This is a genomic window from Clostridium sp. LBM24168, from assembly GCF_052953915.1.
Map to the genome: position 1 here is coordinate 3,147,024 of NZ_CP196861.1, position 23,207 is coordinate 3,170,230.

The 23,207-nt window shown below is 31.3% G+C and carries 22 protein-coding genes, 1 tRNA gene, 1 riboswitch and 1 other annotated feature; of the genes, 8 read left to right on the plus strand and 15 right to left on the minus strand.

Annotated elements, in window-relative coordinates; genetic code table 11:
- The first annotated feature begins 21 nt into the window (after window positions 1-21).
- Window positions 22-1,129 (plus strand): peptide chain release factor 2 gene (gene prfB, locus ACSVC9_RS15690; RefSeq protein ID WP_446898328.1). Its coding sequence is split into 2 segments (ribosomal slippage): window positions 22-99 and window positions 101-1,129, totalling 1,107 coding nucleotides; the frame shifts between segments, so codons are not numbered across the junction.
- A gap of 37 nt (window positions 1,130-1,166) precedes the next feature.
- Window positions 1,167-2,399, plus strand: coding sequence for an MFS transporter (locus ACSVC9_RS15695; RefSeq protein WP_446898329.1), 1,233 nt, complete (start codon window positions 1,167-1,169; stop codon window positions 2,397-2,399).
- Here ACSVC9_RS15695 and ACSVC9_RS15700 read toward each other — a convergent pair.
- Entirely contained in the window at window positions 2,380-3,720 is a 1,341-nt protein-coding gene (locus ACSVC9_RS15700) for a M28 family metallopeptidase (RefSeq protein ID WP_446898330.1), read from the minus strand. The two genes, ACSVC9_RS15695 and ACSVC9_RS15700, sit on opposite strands and share 20 nt — an antisense overlap.
- Before the next feature lie 132 nt (window positions 3,721-3,852).
- On the opposite strand from ACSVC9_RS15700, the gene ACSVC9_RS15705 reads away from it, so the two are divergent.
- The gene (locus ACSVC9_RS15705; protein ID WP_446898331.1) at window positions 3,853-6,006 is read left to right on the plus strand and encodes a Tex family protein; all 2,154 of its coding nucleotides are present in this window, start codon (window positions 3,853-3,855) and stop codon (window positions 6,004-6,006) included.
- A 61-nt stretch (window positions 6,007-6,067) separates the two neighbouring features.
- Here ACSVC9_RS15705 and ACSVC9_RS15710 read toward each other — a convergent pair whose 3' ends face one another.
- The 4 genes from ACSVC9_RS15710 to ACSVC9_RS15725 all read right to left on the minus strand — a co-directional run bounded on the left by ACSVC9_RS15710 (window position 6,068) and on the right by ACSVC9_RS15725 (window position 9,426).
- Window positions 6,068-6,367 (minus strand): glutaredoxin family protein, encoded by a 300-nt coding sequence (locus ACSVC9_RS15710; RefSeq protein WP_446898332.1) that lies wholly within the window; start codon window positions 6,365-6,367, stop codon window positions 6,068-6,070.
- Between the two features lie 148 nt (window positions 6,368-6,515).
- Window positions 6,516-6,671 (minus strand): hypothetical protein, encoded by a 156-nt coding sequence (locus ACSVC9_RS15715; protein WP_446898333.1) that lies wholly within the window; start codon window positions 6,669-6,671, stop codon window positions 6,516-6,518.
- 17 nt (window positions 6,672-6,688) lie between these two features.
- The gene (locus tag ACSVC9_RS15720) at window positions 6,689-8,017 is read right to left on the minus strand and encodes a helix-turn-helix domain-containing protein (RefSeq protein WP_446898334.1); all 1,329 of its coding nucleotides are present in this window, start codon (window positions 8,015-8,017) and stop codon (window positions 6,689-6,691) included.
- 593 nt (window positions 8,018-8,610) lie between these two features.
- Window positions 8,611-9,426, minus strand: a complete 816-nt coding sequence (locus ACSVC9_RS15725; RefSeq protein WP_446898335.1) for an alpha/beta fold hydrolase — start codon at window positions 9,424-9,426, stop codon at window positions 8,611-8,613.
- Between the two features lie 263 nt (window positions 9,427-9,689).
- Window positions 9,690-9,805, plus strand: a riboswitch (FMN riboswitch).
- A 102-nt stretch (window positions 9,806-9,907) separates the two neighbouring features.
- On the opposite strand from ACSVC9_RS15725, the gene ACSVC9_RS15730 reads away from it, so the two are divergent.
- From ACSVC9_RS15730 to ACSVC9_RS15745, 4 genes are all read left to right on the plus strand, one after another.
- Window positions 9,908-10,522: an ECF transporter S component gene (locus ACSVC9_RS15730; RefSeq protein ID WP_446898336.1), complete on the plus strand. Its 615-nt coding sequence runs from the start codon at window positions 9,908-9,910 to the stop codon at window positions 10,520-10,522.
- A 112-nt stretch (window positions 10,523-10,634) separates the two neighbouring features.
- Window positions 10,635-12,356, plus strand: coding sequence for a hypothetical protein (locus tag ACSVC9_RS15735; RefSeq protein WP_446898337.1), 1,722 nt, complete (start codon window positions 10,635-10,637; stop codon window positions 12,354-12,356).
- A 16-nt stretch (window positions 12,357-12,372) separates the two neighbouring features.
- On the plus strand, window positions 12,373-12,639 hold the full coding sequence (locus ACSVC9_RS15740) for an EscU/YscU/HrcU family type III secretion system export apparatus switch protein (RefSeq protein WP_446898338.1): 267 nt from the start codon (window positions 12,373-12,375) through the stop codon (window positions 12,637-12,639).
- Between the two features lie 29 nt (window positions 12,640-12,668).
- Window positions 12,669-13,355, plus strand: coding sequence for a metallophosphoesterase (locus tag ACSVC9_RS15745; RefSeq protein ID WP_446898339.1), 687 nt, complete (start codon window positions 12,669-12,671; stop codon window positions 13,353-13,355).
- Window positions 13,356-13,410: 55 nt separating this feature from the next.
- On the opposite strand, the gene ACSVC9_RS15750 is transcribed toward ACSVC9_RS15745, so the two are convergent.
- Entirely contained in the window at window positions 13,411-14,181 is a 771-nt protein-coding gene (locus tag ACSVC9_RS15750; RefSeq protein WP_446898340.1) for a DUF2225 domain-containing protein, read from the minus strand.
- 125 nt (window positions 14,182-14,306) lie between these two features.
- On the opposite strand from ACSVC9_RS15750, the gene ACSVC9_RS15755 reads away from it, so the two are divergent.
- Window positions 14,307-15,095 carry a GTP pyrophosphokinase gene (locus tag ACSVC9_RS15755; protein WP_446898341.1) on the plus strand — a complete coding sequence of 263 codons (789 nt, stop codon included), beginning with the start codon at window positions 14,307-14,309 and terminating at the stop codon, window positions 15,093-15,095.
- 41 nt (window positions 15,096-15,136) lie between these two features.
- On the opposite strand, the gene leuS is transcribed toward ACSVC9_RS15755, so the two are convergent.
- From leuS to ACSVC9_RS15800, 9 genes are all read right to left on the minus strand, one after another.
- Window positions 15,137-17,569, minus strand: a complete 2,433-nt coding sequence (gene leuS / locus ACSVC9_RS15760; protein WP_446898342.1) for a leucine--tRNA ligase — start codon at window positions 17,567-17,569, stop codon at window positions 15,137-15,139.
- A gap of 94 nt (window positions 17,570-17,663) precedes the next feature.
- Window positions 17,664-17,870 (minus strand) — a binding site (T-box leader).
- 78 nt (window positions 17,871-17,948) lie between these two features.
- Window positions 17,949-18,023: transfer RNA gene (locus tag ACSVC9_RS15765), tRNA-Gln, on the minus strand.
- A 101-nt stretch (window positions 18,024-18,124) separates the two neighbouring features.
- Entirely contained in the window at window positions 18,125-18,643 is a 519-nt protein-coding gene (locus ACSVC9_RS15770) for a hypothetical protein (RefSeq protein ID WP_446898343.1), read from the minus strand.
- 37 nt (window positions 18,644-18,680) lie between these two features.
- Window positions 18,681-19,274, minus strand: coding sequence for a J domain-containing protein (locus ACSVC9_RS15775; protein WP_446898344.1), 594 nt, complete (start codon window positions 19,272-19,274; stop codon window positions 18,681-18,683).
- Window positions 19,258-20,133, minus strand: a complete 876-nt coding sequence (locus tag ACSVC9_RS15780; protein WP_446898345.1) for a DUF5685 family protein — start codon at window positions 20,131-20,133, stop codon at window positions 19,258-19,260. Before ACSVC9_RS15780 ends, ACSVC9_RS15775 begins: the two co-directional genes overlap by 17 nt.
- 5 nt (window positions 20,134-20,138) lie before the next feature.
- Window positions 20,139-20,672 (minus strand): class IV adenylate cyclase, encoded by a 534-nt coding sequence (locus tag ACSVC9_RS15785; protein ID WP_446898346.1) that lies wholly within the window; start codon window positions 20,670-20,672, stop codon window positions 20,139-20,141.
- Window positions 20,673-20,823: 151 nt separating this feature from the next.
- Entirely contained in the window at window positions 20,824-21,756 is a 933-nt protein-coding gene (gene fba / locus ACSVC9_RS15790; RefSeq protein ID WP_446898347.1) for a class II fructose-1,6-bisphosphate aldolase, read from the minus strand.
- A 189-nt stretch (window positions 21,757-21,945) separates the two neighbouring features.
- Window positions 21,946-22,299 carry a DUF4363 family protein gene (locus tag ACSVC9_RS15795; RefSeq protein ID WP_446898348.1) on the minus strand — a complete coding sequence of 118 codons (354 nt, stop codon included), beginning with the start codon at window positions 22,297-22,299 and terminating at the stop codon, window positions 21,946-21,948.
- A 62-nt stretch (window positions 22,300-22,361) separates the two neighbouring features.
- Window positions 22,362-23,030, minus strand: a complete 669-nt coding sequence (locus tag ACSVC9_RS15800; protein WP_446898349.1) for a DUF421 domain-containing protein — start codon at window positions 23,028-23,030, stop codon at window positions 22,362-22,364.
- Between the last annotated feature and the right edge of the window lie 177 nt (window positions 23,031-23,207).

The window sequence follows — 23,207 nt, forward strand, 5'->3', positions numbered from 1 at the left end:
ATGAATAAATGAGGTGATTACATGATAGTTGAATTGGAAAATATATTTTCAAGAATAAGTCTGCTTAAAAGGTCATTAATTGAAATAAGGGGGTCTCTTTGACCTGGATAACTGTAAAAATAGGATAGAAGAACTTCAGTTTAAAATGCAGGAAAAGGGTTTTTGGGATAATCCCCAGATGGCACAGAAGGTATCTTCTGAAGAGAGACTTTTAAATGAAAAGCTGGATATATACAATAAACTGAAAGATAGAGTGGAAGATGTGGAAACCCTGTCCAGTATAGCCATAGAAGAAGAAGACTCCTCTGTATCTGGAGATATAATAGCTGAAGTAGAAAATATTGAAAAAGTATTGGAAAAACTTAAAATAGAATTACTTTTATCAGGAGAGTATGATAAAAACAATGCAATATTAAATCTCCATGTAGGAGTAGGCGGAACAGATGCCCAGGATTGGACTGAAATGTTGCTCCGGATGTATACTAGATGGGCTGAAAAATCAGGTTATAAAGTCGAAATGCTGGATATGCTTCCTGCAGAAGACGCAGGTATAAAAAGTGTATCATTGAAGATAATAGGCGAATTTGCCTATGGGTACCTAAAAGCTGAAAAAGGAATACACAGGCTGGTTAGAATATCGCCTTTCAATGCCAATGGTAAAAGGCAGACGTCATTTGCTTCAGTGGAAGTCTTACCTGAACTTACTAGAGATCAGGATATAGATATAAGATCGGAAGATTTAAAAGTGGATACCTATAGATCCAGTGGAGCCGGCGGTCAGCACGTTAACAAGACTGAATCTGCCGTTAGAATAACCCATGTTCCTACGGGAATAATAGTACAATGTCAGAATGAGAGAAGTCAGCACTATAACAGGGAAACTGCAATGTCAATGTTAAAATCCAAACTTGTAGAATTGAAGGAAAGAGCACACAAAGAAAAGATAGAGGATTTGACAGGCGAGTTAAAGGACATGGGATGGGGAAGTCAGATAAGGTCTTATGTATTTCAACCGTATACCATGGTTAAAGACCATAGAACCGGAGAGGAAAATGGAAATGTAACCTCGGTAATGGATGGAAATATAGATAATTTTATAGCGGCGTATTTAAAACAGCAGGTAAAATAAACTATTTATACAAAGTAATGTTTAAAGGGATTTGAATATGAGTTTTAAGAGCAAATTACAGGATACGTTTATATCTCTCAATCATAGAGATTTTAGATATTTTTTATCAGGGCAGTTGTTATCTTTGATGGGAACTATGATTCAAAATACTGCCTTGAGCTGGTATGTGTACAAGATGACCAATTCACCTTTTCTTCTAGGACTTATAGGAGTGTTTCAATATGCACCGGTACTTTTGATAACACTGATAGGAGGGGTCATAGCCGAAAGGCATTCTAAGAAAAAGATTTTAATAGTAACTCAATTTTCATATATGATTCAAGCATTTATACTGTGCATTATTGTATATAGTGGTATAGGGAAATACTGGATGCTTGCATTGTTGGCTGCAGTAAATGGTAGTATAACGAGTCTGGATATGCCTACAAGACAGTCTTTCTTTATAGAATTTGTAGGAAAAAGAGATCTTCCAAATGCTATATCATTGAATTCAACCGTATTTAACATGTCTCGTATAGTTGGACCAGCACTTGCAGGAATAATAATGAACAGGTTCGGTGTATTTCAATGTTTCTTAATTAATGCAATAAGCTTTATACCAGTTATTTATGGTATATTTAAAATAAATGCCATGGGAAATCCAAAGGTATCTGTTAATATGAACTCTGGGGTTTTTAGGGAACTTAAGAATGGCATAATGTATACCTTCAGCAAAAAGATCCTGATATCTACGATGCTTATGTTGGCAATAGTATGTACTTTTGCATTTAACAGCAACGTAATTATACCTGTATTTGCAAAAGAGGTTATGAATGGAGATGCCGCTGAATATAGTTTTTTATTGAGTCTTATAGGAGTAGGATCTCTTTTGGGAGCTGTATTTATGGCAAACGAAGGTAGAAAACTAAAAGTTCATCATTATCTAATTATAAATTCAATTATTCTCGGAGTTTTACAGATAATAACTGTATTTACGTCTGATTATATAATAGTAGCAGTACTCTTTATATTTATAGGCTTTTTTGGGTTGACTTTTTTGAATAGAGCCAATGCAATTTTACAATTTAATACCGAAGATGAATACAGGGGAAGGGTAATGAGCATATATGCATTTTTAAATATAGGGAGTACACCTATTGGAAATGCATTTGTAGGGGTTATAATGGAAAAATTTGGAGGAAAATTTGGATTCTTCAGTTGTGGTTTAGGCATGCTTTTTCTTATTGCTCCTGTGTTGTTCTATATTAAATTTAAAGAAAATCATGTCTGAGGTATAGAATGCTTGTTATTGTTATGCCCGCTAGTGATAGAAGAAAAAAGGATTTATAGTATATAAAATATGGATTGCTAGAAAAAGCATATTTGTTTATCTCTTTTGAAACAATATTAAAACATCTTTCTATAGATTTTGTACCGATATAATATGACTTATCCATTGGAGTATGTATCCTTGACATATCAGCATCTGACAGTGTTATGGCATCTATGCCATAGGCCCTGAAATATTCATGGTCACTTGCGTTTTCAAATGAATATTTGAAGCTTTCGTTATTTTTACTGCAAAGAGCTGCTATTTCTTTTATGAAGTTTACGTCTTTATTATCCCATCTACCTCCCATTATGGATATAGGTACATCTTTGTTGCTTCCTATCATATCCAAATTTATAACTTTGCTGCCTTTTAGATTCTGTTTATATTTTTTTACGAAATCTTTTGAGCCTAGGCAGCCGAATTCCTCTGCATTAAAAGCTGCAAATATTATGTTCCTGTCAGGTTTTCCTAAAGAATTTATATATTTTACAAGTCCAAGCAAAAAGGAAGTTCCAGAGGCATTGTCCAGGGCTCCTCCGTATATTGTTCCAGATAGATCACTCCCAAGGTGATCAAAGTGAGCAGACAATATAATTGGAGGAAGAGATGTATTTTTACCTGCTATATAGCCTATTACATTGTATATAGATGTGAATTTATTTTCAAAAGGTATAAAACAAGTTATTTCACAACCTGAATCTATGTAATTTTTTATTTGTTGAGAAGTTTGTTTCTTTATCATTATATACATGGAATTAGGAGAGTTAGCAATAAAGGAGCTTCTGAAATTCAAATTGTCCTGCTGCGGATTGTAGAATAGAAAATATGCATTTCCCTTTTGAACTTGGAAACTATTTCCTTTCCACAGTATAGTATCTTTTTTGTTAAAGGATACATTATTGTTTCTGAAGTTCAACATGTCTTCTTTATAGTCTATTCCATATTTATATTGCTTTATTATGAATCCATTTTTATCTTTTACTGTTAAGCTTGGTATACCATTTATTCTTTTGGGATATATGACATTGAAGCTTTCTAGATAGTTGTTATTGTAAGGCTTTAAGTTTTGGCTTCTGAAATAGTCATTTATAAAGCGTACTGCTTCGTAATTTTCTATGGTTCCTGGGAGTCTGCCATTGAAATCATTTGAGGATAGATAGGTTATATCATTTTTTATGTCTGCATAATCTAAAGGCTTTGTAGAGCAATAGATTTGAAAACTCATAGAACAAATTAAGCAAAATATGGTTATAAATAAAGATAATATAAATCTTTTCATATATTATAGCTCCTAAAATTATTTATTGTATATAAATATATATTAATTTGCCAAAGCTCATATAACTGTTGTAATATATTTTTAATTGATTATTTATTTAACATAGCTTTAAAATTAAGGCAGGAGGTAAAAATGAGCAATATAATAGACACATTATCATTAGAATTAGGTGTAGATAAAAAATATATAAATAATGTAATTGAATTAATAGATTCAGGTAATACAGTGCCTTTCATAGCAAGATATAGGAAAGAACTGACAGGCAGCATGAGTGATATAACTTTAAGAAAGCTTGCACAGAGACTTATGTATCTTAGAAATTTAAAGGCAAGAAAAGAAGATGTAATAAGAATAATAGAAGAACAGGGAAAGCTTACAGAAGGATTAAAAAAATCCATAGAAATCTGTGGTACTCTAACTGAGGTTGAGGATATATACAGACCATATAAACCTAAAAAGAGGACTAGAGCTACTATTGCGCAGGAAAAAGGATTGAAGCCTATTTCTGATGTTATAATAAGCGGAAGTTTTAAGGGTGATATAAACTCATATGCAGAAAAGTTTATAAATGCAGAAAAAGGAGTGGAAAATATAGAAGATGTTCTATCTGGTGCCATGGATATAATAAGTGAAGTTATCTCTGATGAAGCAAAGTATAGGAAGTGGATAAGAAAATTTGTGCATGATACTGGAATAATTGAAACAAAAGGTGAAAGCAAAGAACCTACTCCCTATGAAATGTACTATGAATATAACGAAGTGGTAAAGTCTATTCCACCTCATAGAATACTTGCTATAAATAGAGGTGAAAAGGAGAAAATTTTATCTGTTAAGATAAATTGTGATATGGATAGAATAGTATCATATTTAGAGAAAGAGTGTCTTAAAGGAAATAGTATTACAGATATTTATATAGAAAAAAGTATTGTGGATTCTCTGAAAAGGTTGATATACCCTTCCATTGATAGGGAGATAAGATCTGAACTTACAGATATAGGCGAGGAAGGGGCCATAAAAATATTTAAGGCGAACTTGAAAGCGCTTCTCATGCAGCCTCCGATAAAAGGCAAAAATGTAATGGGATATGATCCTGGATTTAGAAATGGGTGTAAAGTAGCTGTGCTGGATGATACGGGAAAGCTGCTGGATACGGCTATAGTATATGCAACTGCACCTCAGAATGATGTGGAAGGTTCTATAAAAACACTGAAATATCTCGTGTATAAGTATGATATAAATATGATATCGCTTGGAAATGGAACTGCAAGCAGAGAGTCAGAGGAAATAATAGGAAGACTCATAAAGGAGGTAAAAGAGGAAAGGGAAAAGGATTTATACTATGCTATAGTATCTGAAGCTGGGGCTTCTGTATACTCGGCATCAGAACTTGCTGCAAGAGATTATCCAGATGTAAATGTATCACTTAGAGGTGCAATATCAATAGGTAGAAGGCTTCAAGATCCGCTTGCAGAGCTGGTAAAAATAGACCCAAAGGCAATAGGCGTTGGGCAATACCAGCATGATGTTGCTCCTAAAAGGTTGGATGAATCCCTGAAAGGAGTTGTGGAAGATTGTGTAAACAGTGTGGGTGTAGATTTAAATATAGCAACACCATCACTCCTTTCCTATATATCGGGAATAAATTCAGCTATAGCTGCAAATATTGTAGATTATAGAGAAAAAAATGGGAAGTTTAGAAGCAGAAAGGAATTACTAAAAGTTAAGAGATTGGGAGCAAAGGCTTTTGAACAATGTGCAGGTTTTCTGAGGGTTATGGAAAGTAGTGAACCTCTTGACAATACCTCTGTACATCCTGAATCTTATGATATGGCCAAAGAACTTTTGAATATTCTTGGATATACTATGGAGGGTTTCAGAGGTGGAGCACTCAAGGATATAGATGAAAGAGTTAAAGAGATAGGAATAGGGATACTTTCTAAAAAACTTGATTCAGGAATACCTACTTTAAAAGATATTATAAATGAAATAAAAAAACCCGGTAGGGATCCTAGAGAGGAACTTCCCAAGCCTATACTAAAGACCGGCATAGTTGATATGAATCAGCTTAAGCCGGGGATGGTACTCATGGGCACGGTTAGAAATGTAGCTGATTTCGGTGCCTTTGTTGATATAGGAGTTCATCAAGACGGATTAGTACATGTAAGCCAGCTTTCAGACAAGTTTGTGAAGCATCCTCTTGATGTAGTTCAGGTTGGAGATATTGTGCAGGTTACCGTACTTGAGATAGATGAAAAGAGAAAAAGAATTTCACTTAGCATGAAATAAAAAATAAGCTCTTATTTGATAATGTAATTAAATGAGAGCTTATTTCTGTATGGAGAAAATACTATTTAAAGATTTTTGTGTTTTTAGGGTTAGAAGAAGATGACTCGAGGGATTTTTTAAATATTTGGCGAATAATTTCTTTTGATGGGACACCCTCATGCATTTTCTTTTCTCCTACAAAATATGTAGGTACATAATAGTAATCATATTTTTTTGCTGTTTCTGGATTCAGTTCTTCATCTACTATTTTTATATCTATATTTGTATATTCCGGATTTTCATTTTTAAGCTCTTTCATCCAGTTAAGGGCCTGTTTGCAGTAAGGACACCAACTTGTTATAAACATATGTACTGGTTCCATATTAAATCACCTGACTTTCTATTTTATGTCATAATTATATATCAAAAGACTATATTTTTCTATATATTCAGTTTAATATAAAAACAGATAATCTGCACTTATCAAACATAGGCAGATTATCTGTTTTTTAAATATTGTTATATGTTATTTAATGAAATGGCGGAAGCTCCATTGGTTGAACGACAATTACAGAATTTTTAGCAGAAATGGATTTGGCTTCAACTTGAGCAGTTGTAACAACCCCTAGTGAAAGTGTCAAAAAACATATAGCGGCAGCAACAGTTTTGATCAATTTCTTTTTCATTTTAAAATTCCCCCCTATTAAAAAATATCTATATTGTAATATGTTGAATTATTGTAGCTTTTTATAGTATCCTGTGACAATAGCAGATACTTTCTGGTATTGGTTTTATCTCCTTTTGTCAGATATATCAATGATAGCTTGTTGTAGACAAGTGAAAGATCTACAATATTATGAATTTCACCGGTTTTTTTTAATATTTCAACTAGTTTTAAATAGACTTTTTCAAGTTTATCATAATCATTCAATATATCATATATTCTAGACAGCATAAGATTACCTTTTATGATATATTCCATATCACCATATTCTTCTGCGTTTTTAAGACCTATTTTTATAGATTCAACGGCCTTATCATATGATTTCTGCTTTATAAATATATAGGATTTTTCTATAAATGTATGGGATAAAGTAGGTCTGTCAAATTTATATTTAAAGGTCTCCGCTTTATTGAAATAGTTTATGCTGTTTTTAAAATCATTCATATGACAGTATACCAAGCCTAAATTATTATATATGTATCCAAGTAAGGGGTTCTCTAAATCTACAATTTTATCTTCTAAAGAAATATATATGTCTATAGCGGTCTTAAGATCATTTTTAATCTCAAAACAGTCGGCTTTTAAAATGTTGGCATATATGTAAAATGTAAAATTGTCTTGCTTATTATGGATAGATAAGTATTTATCTATATTTTCGAGACACAAATCTATCTTGTTTAACTTTCTATATGCAAGTGCCATATCGTATAAAGCTAGTTCATAGATCTTCATATTGTCATAAGCAAGGGAATAGTGTATAGAGAAATTCAAATATGTAATACAGTCCGAGTACTGAAGAAGATTTCCTTTACATAGTCCAAGCCGCCAATATATATAAGATACCTTTTCATTCTGCTTTATATTTTTATAGGTGTCTAAAGACTGATTGTAATTTACAAATGCCTTTTCACAATCTTTTTTTTCATAATAGATATCACCATATTTACAATAAGCCTCGGCTTCCACATCTGTCAAATTGTACCTTTCTGATATTGACATTACATATTTTACATCATCCATGGAAATATTTTTTTGTCTGAGTCTTTTAAGACAGTACAACCTTGCATCCTCTTCTGGTGACCTCAATAGATAATCCCCGTCTATGGATAATTCATGACCTAATTCCTTAGCTCTAGCGTTAAATTTTTTAGCAAGTATTACAGCAGTATCATATTTAAGATTTCTCCGACCTATTTCAATCATACTTATAAGTCCTCTGGTTATGTTTTCATCCTGTAGATCCTGCTGCTTCATGTTCAAATCTTTTCTTAATTTTTTTATTTTTTCATTGCTGGTTAAAAATTTCATCTAGTCACCTAAAAAGAAATAGTTTTTATTTTCATTAATTTACATTTTACACCTATAATATGAATTTTGCAACAAAAAATAAAAAAAAAGTTGCAACTATATTCAAAAAAAATGGTATTATATTAACATAATAAAATTAAGTTAAAGCGAATATAATTTGATAATTAAAAAATGATATAATCAATCCAATTTATATAGACTGATTATATCAAAGGTGATGTAAGTTTTAAATTTTAATTATATGGTTATTGTGATAAATATCAATTAACTATATAATATACCATCTCATATAGTTTTGCAACTATTTTTAATTAAAATAGTTGCAAAATGTTTTTGAATATAGTAATATATATGCATAGAAGGAAAGTCATATTAATGTAAAAAATAGAAAGATATTCTTGAATAAGAAAATGTAATGAAACTGTGGTAGGTTTTAAATTTGAGGGGGAGCATATTGCGGTTATTTTTCAGAATAATATCTTTCTATTCTTTAAAAGAGTTTAGCAGCTAATTAGACTTAATAAAATAAAATTCCAGTAAAAATAAAATTTTACTGGAATTTTACTGCTATATAGAATATATTTTATAGAACCTTATCCTATGAAATTTTCAACCTCTCTATTGAATTTATCTGGATCCTCTAATATTAGTGAATGACCGCATCCCGGAAAACCTACTTTTTTTGAACCTTTTATCATTTTATTTAGATACTCACTGTTTTCAGGCATATATAAGCAGCTTTCCTCGCCAAATGTTATGAGTGTAGGAATATCTATCTTATCGAGGACATCTCTATAATCCTGTATACTCATGCTAACCCACATACGTGTCATAACAGTGGGTGAATTCTTATATTCTTCTTTATATGTCCAATCTAGTTCTTCCTTATCTTTACAACCTGATTTTGCAAAAATAGCAGGGGTGAATACGTCTGCAAATGCTTTCCAATTGGTATTCATAGCTTCCAGTGTATTTAAATTATCTTCATGTGTAAACTTTCCATAAAGTCCGTCTTTATAGTTATCATCAGTTATAAGTTTAGCAGTCATGTCTATTAGCACTATTTTGTACAGACTACTGCATCCAAATTGTTTAATGTACTCAAATATGATGTGGGTACCCATAGACCAGCCTACTAATACTACATTTTTCAATTTAAGATGGTCAATCAAATTTTTTAAATCTTGTGCATATTGCGGTAAGTTGTATCCATCTTTAGATTCTTCTGATAGTCCGTGTCCTCTTAAATCATAACCAACAACTTTATAGGTCTTGGATAACACTGGTATTTGTTTTTTGAAAAACAAATGACTGGCAGACCACCCGTGTATGAAAACAATGGTTTTTTCACCTTCCCCAGCTACTTCATAGTATAACTTTGTGTTATCATCTGTTAAAAAATATGACATTATTAATACCTCCTCTAATACTAATATTTCACTTTTTTTATTTAATAAACCAGAGTTGAAAAATTTTTATAAGAACTATAGAGATAAATATTGCTTTTGTCGTATAAATTATTTATTTCAGCAATTTTAGTGATAAGAATCAAGAAAATGTTTATATAAATATTTTAACATAAAAACCTTCAACAAATCAATGGAATATCTTTTTCAATGCAGGTTGATTTTTAATAATAAAAGTATTATAATAAATCTGTAATTAAATTGAATATAATCTTCAGGGCGGGGTGTAATTCCCCACCGGCGGTAAAGCCCGCGAGCCTTCATGGCATGATTCGGTGAAATTCCGAAGCCGACAGTATAGTCTGGATGGAAGAAGTGAAAAGTATTTATTGGCCCTGACTTTTGTTGGAGCTTTTTTTATTATACTTTATCACCCCTTAATAGGATATCAGAAGATTATACTTATGAATTAGGAGGGTGTATTATGAAGAACAGGAAATTAAACAGACTTGTGAAAATATCTTTATTAGGTGTTATTGCATTTTTACTTATGTTTTTAGAGTTCTCGCTGCCAATTTTTCCATCGTTCATGAAAATTGATATTAGTGATTTACCGGCATTAATAGGAACTTTTGCATTGGGACCTGTAGCTGGAATTATAATAGAATTTTTAAAGAATATACTTCATGGTATATTTGCAGGACAGACAGCCTTTGTAGGAGAATTGGCAAATTTCGCTATAGGATCTGTCTTGGTAGGTACAGCAGGAATCATATATAAACTCAAAAAATCAAAATCCACTGCAATAATGAGCCTTATGGCGGGTACCGTAACAATGTCTATTGCAGCAGCAATTTTAAATTATTTTGTACTTTTACCACTCTATGAAAGGGCATTTAATTTTCCTATAAGCCAGATAGTTGCGATTGCATCAAAGATAAATGGAAATGTAGATAGTGTTGGAACTTTGATACTCTGGTCTATCATACCATTTAATTTATTAAAGGGAGTTGTATTGACTGCGCTTACATTAGTAGTTTATAAGAGTGTATCACCTATATTAAAAAAAGAATACACAGAGGGAAAACAGGCTGCCTAATATAAAATAAAAACTGAATTTATCTGACACCGATATTATTGGTGCCAGACTTTTTATTCATGAAATTAAACTTATATACGATAAATAAATATATTGTATATTTATATAAAGGGTGATCAAATTGGCGGGAATATGGAATGTAAATAGTACTTATAATGTAAATAATAAAAGAATATCTACAAAGCTTTCTTTTGAGATAGGACAGAAATTTCTAGCTAGAGTAATGGATTTGGATAAGGTTTCTAAGGGTATACTATTAAGACTTTTGGATGGATGGCAGTTTCCTGCAGCTATAGAAAATCTGGGAGAAATATCTCAAGGTCAATTGTTGGCATTTCAAGTGGATGGATTTCAGGATGGAAAACTCAAGTTAAAGATTGTTACTGGAACAAATGAAGAAGTGAAAAATGGCGGGAAAGATGCTGTAAAACTTTTTATAAAGGAAAATTCCATGAATTTGAGTACTGAAGATTATGATCTTGTTAAAAATATGATAAAGCATGAAATTCCTCTTACCAAAGATAATATTTCAAATATAAAATCACTCTTGGAATTTATGAATAAAGTGAAAACGGATGATGGAGAAGAAGATAATTTTATACAAAAATATCTTTTAAGTAAAAATGTAGCGGTCAATAGTACTGAAGGAGAAAGGATAAGTAGTATACTGAAAGATTTTTTTACCAATATAGAAAAGCTCAATAGTAAAGACATATTTACATTTATTGAAAACAATATAGATGTAAATAATGAAAATATAAAAAGCTTTAATGATGTGTTTAAAAAGCCAACTATAATATATAGAGAAATTGAAGCTTTAGGAGAAAGATTTGGAAAGAATGTTCAGCCTGAAATTAAGCAGAATTCTGAAAATGTAAAATCAAGTACGGATGATTATATAAATGTATTGCAGAAGAATATTGAAAAGGCATACAAAAATGTAGATAGTTCTGAAATAGCTGCTGTTAAACAAAATGTGAATGATGTTACAGATAGTAAGGAAAGTACTTTAAAAAATTATCCTTTAGATGGAGATGAAAAAGCGACAGAGAATATATCAAAGTCGGTTCCAGAAAATTTGAAGATTGCAAAAAATGAAATTGAAAAGGGTAATAATATAAAGCAAATTAATATAGACCAAAATGAAAATGTACAGAATAATATTGATAAAGATGCAAAGAGTGATGTAAAAATTGATATAAAAAATGAGATCAAGAATATTTTTAGTGATTATGTTTCCAAAGGTAAGACTAACTTAATATCTAAGGATTTAATAGAAAGTATTGCAAATCAGGTAAAAGAACAGGTGAATTTTAAGACACGTGAGATGTCTGATGTTATAGAACAGGCAATTAATCAAATCCAGGATAAGAATTCTGACAAGCCTGCAAATATTATAAGTTTCTTAAATAACAATATGAATGATTTTAAGATATTCAATACTATATCAAATTCCTACTACTATATGGACCTGCCGTTAAAGCTTCAAAACAATAATTATGAATGCAAGCTTATAATAAAAGATCATAGAAAAAGAGGAAAAAAGATTGACAGCTCAGATGTTAAAATTGCTACATCTATAAATACTGAAAACATGGGTGTGGTAGATGCATATTTAACAGTTAAAAATAAAAATATGCATATAGATGTGAAAAGCCAAAAATCATTTATAAAACTTCTGGAAAATCACAGCGAAAAAATATTGGAGAGTCTGTCTAACCTGGGTTATAATATAGATATTGATTTCAGTGAAAAACAGGAAGAGATGAACATATCCACCTGCAGGGACTTCTTTCAGGACAACGAGATTGGGATAATAAATACTAGGGTATGATGTGAGGTAAAATATTATGAATAAAAGGAAAAAAGCGGCAGCTTTAAAATATGATATTGATTATGAAGCACCTATAGTTAGTGCTGCGGGTATTGGACAGATAGCTGATAATATTTTAAAAAAAGCGAAGGAGTCCAATGTGCCCGTAGTATATGATAAAGAACTTACGGATCTTTTGGTTAATATAAATATTGGAGATAATATTCCCTTTGAATTGTATGATGCTGTTGCAAAAGTAATAGCATATGTGGTGGATATAGATAATAGTATAACTGGAAAATAAAGTTTTTATAGTAGTTGGAAGGTGGTTGAGTGGCTTTATTTGCAATATCCGATTTGCATTTGGATAAAAGTGGGAACAAGCCTATGGATGTTTTTGGTAATAACTGGTTCGAGCATGACAGGAGAATACGTGAAAATTGGTTGGATAAAGTATTTGAAGATGATACTGTATTAATTTCCGGGGATATATCCTGGGCTATGGATATGGAAAATGTACTTGTAGATCTTGAGTGGATTCATGAATTACCCGGAAAAAAGGTATTTGTGAAAGGAAATCATGACTATTGGTGGACCGGTATAAAGAAACTAAATAATTTATATGAAGATATGAAATTTATTCAAAATAACTTTTATATATATAACGATTATGCAATTTGTGGTACCAGAGGATGGAATTGTCCTGGAAATGAAAATTTTACTTCACATGATCAGAAAATATATAATAGGGAAGTACTGAGATTGAAGAATTCTTTAGAATCGGCATCAAGAGAAAATTATAAAAAATTCATTGTAATGATGCATTATCCTCCAATAGATGAAAAGTTTATGAATTCGGAATTTACAAATTTGTTTAAAGAATACGGAGTTGAAAAAGTTATATATGGACATTTGCATGGGGAGTCATTTTCAAGGGTAATTTCAGGAGAAATCAATGGAATAGAATATATATTGACTTCCGCAGATTATATAAATTTTAATCCGATAAAAATAATTTGACTATAATTCAAAGTAAAAAGTATAATTTATGCTTTTTACTTTGAATTATATGTTGTTATTCACGAAATTTTGAAAAGAACCCATGGCCTTTTTTATCGTCTACTTCTTCGTCTTTGCTGATGTCTTTGACTTTTATTGTATCTCTTTGATCCCTGGCTAAATCTTTAATTTTCTGGGATGATACTGGAGAAGTTATTACCTGGCTGAACCACATGAGGGATTCTTCACTATTTCCAAGACGCCTTTTTAATTCTCCTATGAGATACATTGTAGTAAACTTGTCCATACCACATATTGGAGATGGTTCATTATAATATGCTGTGGAAAAATTATCAAGAGCTTTTTTTAAAAACTGTTGTTCATTTTCACAATCATTTTTAAGCCTATACATCCATGCTAATTTTAAGCAGTTAATTGCTTTTTTGCTTTCCTTGGAGTTTATTACATAGTAATTTAACAATGATAGTTTATATCTTTGAATTGCTAAATTTATATCATACACTTCAGGATAATTTTTATGCTTCCATTTAGGAGAAATTTTTTCTCGTATTGTTTCTGCATCGTAATCATTTAATTTTTCGAAATCGTTTTTTATAGCAGCATAGCCGCATTCATCACATACCCAGACATCATAAAAGTAAGGACTTATCTTTGAGTATCTTATAAATAAGTCTGGATCCTTTTTTAATATTCTATAAGAGCCCTTTTTAATGGATCTTGCTTTGAATTCAGTCCCACATACAGGGCAGGTTACTTTTTTATCGTATAACATTGATATTTGTTCTTCTGGATTATACAATATTGAATCATCTGTTTTTTTAGACATTTAAAATTCCACCCTTATTCAGTAATATATTTTAATTATATCAAATAATTTAAATATATTTTGATTTTATTTAATTTTTATTATAAAATAATTTTAGTTTATATCCAATACGGGAGAGGATAAATATGGCAATAGGAGAATGGAAAACATTTCTAATACCCTATGAACAGGCTGTTGAAGAGTTAAAAGTTAAAATTAAGAGTATAAGGCTTGAATATAGAAAAAAAAATGAATATTCACCTATAGAATTTGTAACCGGGAGAGTAAAGGAAATATCCAGCATACTTGAAAAAGCAGATAAATTTAATATACCATTTCACAGGATAAGATATGAAATGGAGGATATAGCCGGCATAAGAATTATGTGCCAGTTTGTAGATGATGTTCAAAAGGTAGTTGATATAATCCGAAGTAGAAAAGATATGAGCATAATGTATGAGAAAGATTATGTAACTAATGTAAAAAAAAGTGGATACAGGAGTTATCACGTCATAATCAAATATCCTGTAAATATGGCGGAAGGTCAGCAGGATATAATTGCAGAATTTCAAATAAGGACATTGGCAATGAATTTTTGGGCTACTATAGAACATTCTCTGAATTATAAATACAAACATGAGATACCGGATTATATTAAGGATAAGCTTAAAAGTGCCGCAGATCTTGCTTTTAATCTTGATCAGCAGATGCTTGATATTAAAGATGAAATTAAAGATGCACAAAAATTATTTGAAGTTAAATCAAGTCTTGTATCTGATATAATGAACAACATAATTACAATTTCTTCAATGGGAAAACTATCAGATGCTACAAGATGTCAGAAGCAATTAAATAAACTTATTGATGAAGGTGAAGTTTTTGAACTTGTAAATTTACTGAAATCTACGGAAAAAATAATTCAGATTTATAATTAAAATATTATAATAAAAGGCAGGTTTCTACCTGCCTTTTTAATTTATTTTGCAACTATATTTACGAGTCTTCCTCTTACAACTATGATTTTTTTAATATTCTTGCCGTCAATGGCTGACTGAACATTTTCTTGTGTCAGAGATATCTCTTTTATTTTATCTTCTGAAAGACCAGTTGCAATATTTATTTTTGATTTTATTTTTCCATTTACCTGAATGGCAATTTCAATATTGTCCTTTATAAGAGCAGCTGGATCAAACTCAGGCCACTTTTCATTGAATATGGAATATTTTTTACCTAAAAATTCCCACTGTTCTTCTGAAAAATGAGGTGCAAAAGGAGCTAATATTTTTATAAAATCTACTATTGTATTCTGTAAAAATTTTATATTCTTGTTTTTTACCTTCAAATATTTGGATAGAGCATTTGTAAATTCCATAATCCTTGCTATTGATGTATTAAATTGAAATTTATTGGTATCTTCTGAAACTGATTTTATAGTAAAGTTTCTAACGTAATTGAGATCTTTTTCATCATTATCCATAGAAGTTTTGCTGTTTTTAGGATTATCTGTTAATTCCTTTACCTGAGATATAATTCTATCTATTCTTTCTACAAATTTACTCATGGATTTAATTCCATCATCACTCCAGGCACCGCCTTCTGAATAGTCAAATCCAAACATAAGGTACATTCTAAATACATCTGCACCATATTCTTTTATGCAGTCATCAGGAGATATGGTATTTCCCTTGGATTTGCTCATTTTTTGTCCATCAGGTCCTAGTATTATTCCCTGATGTCTAAGAGATGAAAATGGCTCATCAAATTTTAAAAATCCCATATCTCTAAGTGCTTTGGTTATGAATCTAGCATATAAAAGATGCATACATGCATGTTCACGACCGCCTACATACATATCTACAGGAAGCATTTTATCTATTTTATCTTTATTAAAAGCTTCCTTACTGTTTTTATTGTCTACATATCTTAAATAGTACCAGGAGGAACATACAAAGGTGTCCAGAGTATCTGCTTCTCTTCTTGCAGGACCGCCACAATGAGGACAGGTAGTATTCATGAATTCTTCCGATTTTAAAAGTGGAGATTTTCCATCCGGAGAAAATTCAACATTATAAGGAAGTTTGACAGGAAGTTGATCTTCAGGTACAGGTACTATACCACATTTTTCACAATATACTATTGGAATAGGGGTTCCCCAGTATCTTTGTCTGGATACAAGCCAGTCCCTTAATCTATAGTTTACTTTTCCAGAACCAAGTTCCATACTTTCAAGTTTTTTAGTTATGGCTTCCTTGCCTTCTTTTGTGGTTAAACCATTAAATTCGCCGCTGTTTATCATTTTACCATGATCTACATAGGGGAGACTATCGCCGCCTTCTATAACCCTCTCAATAGGGAGTTTGTATTTGGCTGCAAATTCAAAGTCTCTTTCATCATGTGCAGGAACAGCCATTACAGCCCCTGTACCATAAGTATTTAATACATAATCACCAATCCATATCGGAACCTTTCTTCCATTTATAGGATTTATGGCATAAGAACCGGAAAATACACCTGTTTTCTCTCTTGTAATTGACTGTCTTTCAATTTCACTCTGCTTTTTAGCCTGTTCTTTATATTCTTCCACTTGTTCTCTGTATTCTTCTTTTGTTAGTTTATCCACCAGGTTGTTTTCAGGGGATAGGACTACATAGGTAACGCCGAATAAAGTGTCAACTCTTGTGGTGAAAACACTGAATTTAAGATCAGAATTCCATACCTTGAAAGTTACATTTGTACCTGTGGACTTACCAATCCAGTGTCTCTGCATTGCCTTTGTTGTCTCTGGCCAATCGAGTTTGTCAAGATATTGAAGAAGTTCTTCCGCATAGTCTGTTATCTTGAAAAACCACTGTGTCAGGTCTTTTTTGGTAACTTCGGTTCCACATCTTTCACAGTGACCTTCCTGAACCTGCTCATTTGCCAGAACTGTCTTGCAGCTCGGGCACCAATTTACAGGAGCATTTTTCCTAAAGGCCAGGCCATGTTTATATAATTGGAGGAACAGCCACTGGTTCCACTTGTAATAGTCAGGATGGCAGGTAATTACTTCGTTTTCCCAGTTAAACATAGCACCCATAGATCTGAGTTGTTTCTCCATTGTATCAATATTTTTTTCAGTAGAATCACTTGGATGGATTCCAGTTTTAATAGCATAATTTTCTGCAGGAAGTCCAAATGAATCAAATCCCATAGGTTGAAATACATTATAACCCTGCATTCTTTTTAATCTTGCCCAGGAATCCACAGGAGCATAGTTAAACCAGTGTCCGGCATGTAATTTGCTTCCTGATGGATATGAAAACATTTCAAGTACATATAATTTATTCGATACATTATTTTCATCAAATTTATAGATATGTGTTTTTTCCCATTTTTCTTGCCACTTCTTATCAATTTTAGTACTATACATAAAATCTCTCCTTTGTTCATAACAGCTATATAGGTTAACATAGTCAATACTTGAACTCATTTGATACTGATAATATAAAAAACTTTTCATCTCCAAAAGAGACGAAAAGATCAATTTCCGCGGTACCACTCTAATTAAATCAATAAATGATTTCACTTAAAATATAACGGTTCTGCCGTATCTGATTTTATTCAGATAAGCTCTTAAGGTGAGTTCATATTTTGAATTCACGCCATTTTTCACCTGACAATAGCTCTCTTTAGTGATATAAATACTACTATTCCTTATTCAAAGCTAATTATTAACTTACATCAAATTTTATAATATATATCAGCATTTTGTCAAGAATAATTTAAAAAAGAACTCGAAACGAGTTCTTTGGCTGCCCATGCTGGATTCGAACCAACAAATGCCTGTTCCAGAGACAGGTGCCTTACCATTTGGCTAATGGGCATTATTCTACAAGTCAATCAACATTAAATATTATATCATTTCAGATTTAAATGTCAATAGTATTTTAAATTTCGCCAAAAGCTATTTACATAGCACATGTTTTTACAAGCTTTTTCTTATAAGCTTTCTGTCCATAAAATTTATAATTAAAGTTAATAAATAGTCATATAGGAGAAAAGCTATTTGAAGTCCTATGATAATCATATATAAAGGGAATCTAAAATCGAACAATCCAGGGAAAAAAAGGCTGTATATCAAGAATAAAAGTGCTGTGCAGGCATTTAAAAATATCAATTTAAGAATAATTTCCAGAACTATTTTGTTGATTTTCTCTATATAGAATTTTGCAAAACCATATAAACCAAAAAAAAGTATATATGCAATCACAGTAAACTTGACTCCACATAAAAGGATAGATAATATGGAGGTGCAAATATAAACTACCAATGCATTCTTTACATCCGTGATCAATATGGAAAGAGGTATAATAAAAGAAGCTATTGCCAATAAATAAGTTTTGTTTATTGGTATTATTCCGCTTATATACACTAGAATTACACCAACAGCAGTTAGAAGTCCGCCTTTTGCCATGTACAGGGATTTTGTTGAATTACTGGACATTTTATATTCCTCCTTTCAAATTTGAATTATAATAAAACTAGCAGCCTCCGCCGCCTCCACAAAGGCAGTCTAGACAGTAAAGGGTGGCACAAATATTGCAAATATCAGAATCACCTCTTCTAGTATTGTAGTAAGGTTGCCTGTAAGTATTATTCATGTTCTGCATCCTATTTAGGGCAGATCTGTATTTAAAGTTATCTGGATCCATGTTGCAGGCCGTACTTAGATTGGAAAAGGCTTCATTGTACCAACCCTTTTGCAAGTTAAGTATTCCCATAAGATAATTCCATTCAGCATCTCTTGTAGTACATCTTGAAAGTTTATCTTCGGCATTCCTTATGTTACCATTGTTTATATCGACTTCAATGGATTGATACAAATCAGAATTTTCTCCGGAGTAAGTACTTTCACTGCTGTAAGAGTTATTTGCATTATTTGAACCGGATGAATTTTTCATCAGATAATCATAAGCTGCATTTATATCTCTCATTTTATCTTCTGCCAGATCTTTTAAAGGATTGTTCCCGTATTGATCCGGATGATATTTCTTTGCCAGGTTTCTGTAAGCTTTTTTGATTTCCTCTTTTGAAGCAGTTTCTTTTATTCCAAGTACCTCATAAGGATTTTTCATTTTTGTAGACACCTCTCTTAAATACTTTATCCATTTTTTCTAAAAGTCCATATTGTAATATGTTATAGAGTAATTCCTTATTTTTTACTATAGGTAGTTTATTAAAAAAGTCCATGCACTGTGAAGCACAGGTCCCTAAAATAAAATCAACTCTGTCTTTAATCTCTAGATAAAATTCACCATAACTTATGTTTCTGACGTTAAAGCAAATATTTAGGGGATTAAATTTGTGATTTTTCATATCCTTTTCTAGATCATCCACAGCATCTATAATATAAATCCATTTTCCTAAATTGTATCCTAGCCAATACAGATTTTCATTACTTTCGGGTATGTAATTTGACAGTATAAAGGCAATAAGATCAGAAAATGGGTGACACACTCTGTCAAAAGAATTACATTCATTATTATTTTCAATCTGAGACAAGTCATATAGACTATTTTTTATGTAATTTACGTTGGACTTAAATTTTTCTGGTAGTTTGTTTAAATATATTTTAAAAGTGTGATATAGAAATCTATCTTTTATTGAATTATCATCATGAATATCATCCAGAAGTTTATAATAGCTTAATGTAATATTGCAAAAGGATGCATATTTTAATGCCGGATTATCTTTCAACATAAATTTTTCCTTTATGGGATGAATCATACATCTTTTTTTTTCATATGTTAATTTTCTATTTGACATGCTATCGAGAAGTATGGCCAGAAAAGTCATATCATAATTTAAAGCTATTCTTGGTAGATTCCCTAAATTGTGCTTTATGGATCTGCATAGTCCACAATAGTATGCCTTAAATTTTTCGTAATCTTTTACTTTAAGTTCCGAAATACAGGGAGTAACATAACCAAACATAAATTTTACCTTTCTTTATTCATTATTTCATATATTGTATCAGAGGTTGTATCTTTTATAGTATACCCAAGAAGCTTTACTATTTCATGAAGTTCGTTATTGTCTTGTGTTTCAATTTCTAAATAAGGAAAGGGACAAAAAGATTTATCATTTATATCTATTTCTATAAGGCTGTTCTTGTATCTATAACTTTCTCTGTATTTTTTTATACTCTGCTGTAATTTTAAGCCAAGAGACTCAAAGATTTTTTTACCGGTTTCCGCATCGGATATTTTAATCTCATTTTCGTCCATTATTTTGTACATTCCCTGACTTATTAACTTTTTCGTAGTCATGTAATAATCAACGGAGTTATTGATAAGATTTTTCACTACTCTTATTCTGGCATAACCTTTGTTCCTTATTAAACGTCTATCTTCATAATCGTAAATGTTGTTTATCTGATCTTCCATTTTTACTCTGGAAGCATTTATGTATTCTAGTTTATTTCTTATAGCATCCACATCTATTTTTATTATTCTTGTTTCTAATTCCTTCATAAAATATCACTCGCTTTTAAAACAATCATTATTTTGAATTATATCATAAATATGCTCAATATAAAATTAGTTCCTATAACTTGATAGGAACTAATCTTGTAAAATATAAGTTTTTATTGATTTTAGTTAAATGGGGTTTTAACTAAATGGGCTAATTTAATGAGTTGGCAGAACCTAATACATTGTCTATTTTTTCTTCTACAACTTTTTGTATATAATCTCTTCCTGCCCCCAAATATTTTCTTGGATCAAATACTTCCGGCTTTTCTCCAAATGTTTTTCTTACAGCAGCGGTCATGGCAAGCCTAAGATCGGTATCCATATTTATTTTGCATACGGCCATAGATGACGCCTTTCTAAGCATATCTATAGGAATCCCTTTTGCATTTGCTATGTTTCCTCCGTATTTATTACAAATATTGACTGTTTTAGGATCCACAGCTGAGGCTCCATGAAGTACTATAGGGAAACCGGGTAATTTTTCTTGTACTTGTTCTAGTATATCAAATCTTAAAGCAGGTTTAAAGTCCGGTGGGAATTTAAATGCTCCATGAGATGTTCCAATAGCTATTGCTAGAGAATCAATGCCTGTCTTTCCTACAAAATCTACAGCTTGATCTGGATCCGTATATATGTGTTTAGATGCAGATACATTGTCCTCAACTCCAGCTAGAACTCCAAGCTCTGCTTCAACTACTACTCCATGAGCATGTGCATAATTGACTACCTCTTTTGTCTTTTGTACGTTTTCATCATAATCAAAATGAGAACCATCGAACATGACAGATGTAAATCCATTTTCTATGCATAATTTTACAGTATCCAAATCCGGGCCATGATCCAGATGAAGGGCCGCATCAACTCCGGTTTCATCTATTGCAGCTTTAACCATTGCCTCTAAATATGTTGCACCAGCATATTTTATTGCTCCTGATGAACATTGAATAATAACAGCAGAGTTTTTAGCTTTTGCCCCACGGATAACCCCTTGAAGTATTTCAAGGTTATTAATGTTAAAAGCACCTATAGAGTACTTCCCAGCGTATGCCTTCTTGAACATCTCTCTTGTAGTAACTAATGCCATTTGTATTCCACCTTTCAAAATTTATTTGACTTGTGAATTGATTTTATCAATTAAACCATATAAATAATCCACAAAAGGGGCTATATTAGTCCCATTGGGACCTTAATTTTATAATATATAAAGCTGATATTGTTGCTACTTTAATTATAAGTTATTTTGTAAGCTTTGTGAACCTGGGTCATAAATAAATTAAAATAAATTTTGTATATTTAGGTTTTCCATTTTAGTTATGCTTTCCAGTATATTTCTTATTATATTTGTGGATATCAGAGCTTCTTCTTTGTTACCATAATCTATGTACTGGGTTAATTTTTCAATCTGTGCATTTATATCATCTAGTTCACTGTGATTTGTAAATATTGATATATTCTGTGAATGACTGTTCCAGACTGATTTAAATTTATTTAAAGAGTCAGCAGCAGTTTGAAAGGAATTGGTTTTTAGAGCTCTTTCAATTTCATTATTTGAATATTCCAATTTATATGCTGTGCTTTTAAGATAATTTACGGAAAAGATCATGCATATAGCCATAATTATAAACATAATTATAGACGCTATAGAACTTCGCATTTTATCACATCCATTCTTTTAGATTGTTTTTTAAACTATTTACATTGATAAAAAAACTTACCCTTTGAATCTATCATGGCTATCAGTACTTCTTCCATGGAATGTACATTATTTTTTTTGAGCGTATTTTTAAGCCAGCTGTTATTTTTATTTATTGTATTTAAATTTTTTGAGTTTACCTTTCCGTCCAGTATCAATATTAAAGGCATCGTATCCTGTGTAGATGTAATTTTCATATCTTCCTTTGTTGCAGGAGAAAGGTTTGTCTTGGGTATTACAGAGATTTTGCCACTGGTTTCAAGAATAGCATATTCTATATCAGATAAATTGTAGTAACCTTGAAGTCTTAATTCTTCTAGTAAGTCATTTAGATTAAATTTTTCTTTTTTTAATTCTTTAAAATCCAATTTGCCATTATTTATAAGAATGCTTGGTCTTCCACTTAGGATAAGTCTCATTTTTTCACTTTTAAGTTGCATAAGAGCGAAGCAGGTTTGTAGGAATAAAAGGGTAATTATAGGTATTATACCTCTTAATATGGATATTCTGGTATCCTGCATTGGAACAGATGCAAGTTCGGATATCATTATGGCAATTACGAGTTCAAAAGGTTCCATTTCACCTATCTGCTTTTTGCCCATAAGTCTCATGGAGATTATTACTACTATGTAAAGTATGATTGTTCTAAAAAGTACTATAAACACAAAAATCACCTCATGATTATATTCTGCATTAATGATAAAAATATGAGTAAAACAAGAACATTTATAGATAAATATGAAGTATAATGATAAAAGTAGTATAAGTCTGAAACCAGCTATAAAAAGTCAATAGGAGATGAAACAATGAGCGAATTAAAATATCAAGAAAATAATGGTATT

Coding starts and splice junctions, on each gene's coding strand:
- ACSVC9_RS15695 (WP_446898329.1), top strand. CDS start 1,167: ATGAGTTTTAAGAGCAAATTACAGGATACGTTTATATCTCTCAATCAT.
- ACSVC9_RS15700 (WP_446898330.1), bottom strand. CDS start 3,720: ATGAAAAGATTTATATTATCTTTATTTATAACCATATTTTGCTTAATT.
- ACSVC9_RS15705 (WP_446898331.1), top strand. CDS start 3,853: ATGAGCAATATAATAGACACATTATCATTAGAATTAGGTGTAGATAAA.
- ACSVC9_RS15710 (WP_446898332.1), bottom strand. CDS start 6,367: ATGGAACCAGTACATATGTTTATAACAAGTTGGTGTCCTTACTGCAAA.
- ACSVC9_RS15715 (WP_446898333.1), bottom strand. CDS start 6,671: ATGAAAAAGAAATTGATCAAAACTGTTGCTGCCGCTATATGTTTTTTG.
- ACSVC9_RS15720 (WP_446898334.1), bottom strand. CDS start 8,017: ATGAAATTTTTAACCAGCAATGAAAAAATAAAAAAATTAAGAAAAGAT.
- ACSVC9_RS15725 (WP_446898335.1), bottom strand. CDS start 9,426: ATGTCATATTTTTTAACAGATGATAACACAAAGTTATACTATGAAGTA.
- ACSVC9_RS15730 (WP_446898336.1), top strand. CDS start 9,908: ATGAAGAACAGGAAATTAAACAGACTTGTGAAAATATCTTTATTAGGT.
- ACSVC9_RS15740 (WP_446898338.1), top strand. CDS start 12,373: ATGAATAAAAGGAAAAAAGCGGCAGCTTTAAAATATGATATTGATTAT.
- ACSVC9_RS15750 (WP_446898340.1), bottom strand. CDS start 14,181: ATGTCTAAAAAAACAGATGATTCAATATTGTATAATCCAGAAGAACAA.
- ACSVC9_RS15755 (WP_446898341.1), top strand. CDS start 14,307: ATGGCAATAGGAGAATGGAAAACATTTCTAATACCCTATGAACAGGCT.
- leuS (WP_446898342.1), bottom strand. CDS start 17,569: ATGTATAGTACTAAAATTGATAAGAAGTGGCAAGAAAAATGGGAAAAA.
- ACSVC9_RS15770 (WP_446898343.1), bottom strand. CDS start 18,643: ATGTCCAGTAATTCAACAAAATCCCTGTACATGGCAAAAGGCGGACTT.
- ACSVC9_RS15775 (WP_446898344.1), bottom strand. CDS start 19,274: ATGAAAAATCCTTATGAGGTACTTGGAATAAAAGAAACTGCTTCAAAA.
- ACSVC9_RS15780 (WP_446898345.1), bottom strand. CDS start 20,133: ATGTTTGGTTATGTTACTCCCTGTATTTCGGAACTTAAAGTAAAAGAT.
- ACSVC9_RS15785 (WP_446898346.1), bottom strand. CDS start 20,672: ATGAAGGAATTAGAAACAAGAATAATAAAAATAGATGTGGATGCTATA.
- fba (WP_446898347.1), bottom strand. CDS start 21,756: ATGGCATTAGTTACTACAAGAGAGATGTTCAAGAAGGCATACGCTGGG.
- ACSVC9_RS15795 (WP_446898348.1), bottom strand. CDS start 22,299: ATGTTTATAATTATGGCTATATGCATGATCTTTTCCGTAAATTATCTT.